Below are 1,951 nucleotides of genomic sequence, written 5' to 3' on the forward strand. Positions count from 1 at the left end.
TGCGTCCGGGGTACCACCACCCGAGCTACCTCACACAGCGTGACCGGCGAGCCCGCCCGTCACCGCCGCACCCCCATCAAATTCGAAGACCCGGAAAAGGCGTCCATGAGGCGTCAGGTGGGGATCAGGAAGGCGAGCGCAAGCGAATCGCTGATGACGTGTCGAAAACTTACAGACGGCATCAAAACTGGGGGTGTAGATATGGCTCCAGGACGAGTCTGGCGGAAACCCGCTTACTGGCCAGACGGTGCCCGGCATGGAGGCGACGCGAGCCTGGTCTGCTGCTTTCACGTGGAACGTGGGAAGGCGGGGTCCGGCATCGCCACTCAACTGGGTGGCGTGAGGGAGCGTCCCGAGACGGCCGAAACCGCGAGGGACTGAGTACCGAGACGGATCTCGCTGGCGGACCGGCCCGTAGTAGCGAGGAAGCTCCTGTAATGGGAGTGGAGCGAAGGGGCCGGGTCATCCGTGGCTGTGTTCGTTCGATCAACCAGAGCGCCTGGGAGGAGTCGCATGGACGAGCTGAAGTCCCCAGAAAAGCCGTTTGGTATCTCGAAGCGGGAAGTATGGGAAGCATGGGAGAAGGTCAGGGCTAACAAGGGTGCGCCGGGCGTGGACGGCTGCTCCATCGAAGACTTCGAGAAAGACTTGCGGGGGAATCTCTACAAGATCTGGAACCGGATGTCCTCGGGGAGCTACTTTCCGCCTCCGGTACGAGCGGTGGAAATCCCCAAAGCCCATGGCGGAGGGGTCAGGATCCTCGGAGTCCCCACCGTCGCGGACAGAATCGCGCAGACCGTGGTGGCCGCCCGGCTGGAAGCCAGGGTGGAGCTGAAGTTCCACCAGGATTCCTACGGGTATCGGCCCGGACGGTCGGCGCTGGACGCGGTGGAACGGTGCCGAGAACGCTGCTGGAAGAACGACTGGGTGGTCGATCTCGACATCGAGAAGTTCTTCGACAGCGTGCCCTGGGACCTCGTCGTCAAGGCGGTCGAGGCCAACACCGACGCCGTCTGGGTGAAGTTGTATGTCACGCGCTGGCTCAAGGCGCCGCTGCAACTGCCCGACGGCACCCAGCGACAGCGAGACCGGGGGACCCCGCAAGGGTCAGCGGTCTCGCCCGTGCTGGCGAACTTGTTCCTCCACTACGCGTTCGACGCGTGGATGGCCCGGGAGTTCCCAGGCGTCCCGTTCGAACGGTACGTGGACGACGCGGTCGTGCACTGCGTCAGCGAGCGCCGGGCCAGACAGCTGGTCGAGGCGATCGGGAACAGGATGGAGGAGGTCGGGCTGAGACTGCACCCGGCCAAGACCCGGATCGTCTACTGCAAGGACGCGAACCGTAAACGCTCCTACGAGCACACGTCGTTCACGTTCCTGGGGTTCACGTTCCGCGCCCGCAACGCGCGCAGCAAGCACGGGGTCACGTTCCCCTGCTTCCTGCCCGCGGTCAGCAACGAGGCCCTGAAGAAGATGGGTGCCGAGGTGCGCAGATGGCGCATCCATCGGCGTACCGGAACGACCTTCGCCCAGCTCGCGCGGTTCATCAACCCGATCGTGCGGGGCTGGCTCCAGTACTACGGGGCGTTCTACCCCTCTGTGCTGAGGCCCTTCCTCCAGCGCATCAACGCCTACCTGGTGCGCTGGATCCGCCGAAAGTACAAGCGGCTGGCAGGGTTCAAGAAGTCCAAGCGGTGCTTCCAGGACATCACCCGGAGATACCCGGGCATGTTCGCGCACTGGCGACTGTGCCGCACCTTCTGGATGTGACCAGGGTGACAAGAGCCGTGTAACGGGAGACTGTTACGCACGGTTCTGTGGGAGCCGGAGGGTGAGATCCCCTCCGGCTACCCGACCCGACGTACTTCGTGTTCGGCCTGTCCGCGGTGAAGTCGCGGCCGATCAGGTCCGGGGCCTTGGCCGCGGCCGGGTCGGAGACGGTGGTGCGGTG

1 protein-coding gene is annotated in these 1,951 nt (G+C 64.6%); it reads left to right on the forward strand.

Features of this window, described 5'->3' with window-relative positions; translation table 11 throughout:
- Positions 1–513: 513 nt before the first annotated feature.
- Positions 514–1,770 carry a group II intron reverse transcriptase/maturase gene (gene ltrA / locus ACFU5K_RS31795; RefSeq protein ID WP_384068191.1) on the forward strand — a complete coding sequence of 419 codons (1,257 nt, stop codon included), beginning with the start codon at positions 514–516 and terminating at the stop codon, positions 1,768–1,770.
- The last annotated feature ends 181 nt before the right edge of the window (positions 1,771–1,951 follow it).

The sequence above is a fragment of the Streptomyces sp. NPDC057428 genome (assembly GCF_042803195.1).
In the GTDB taxonomy this organism is placed as follows: Bacteria; Actinomycetota; Actinomycetes; order Streptomycetales; family Streptomycetaceae; genus Streptomyces.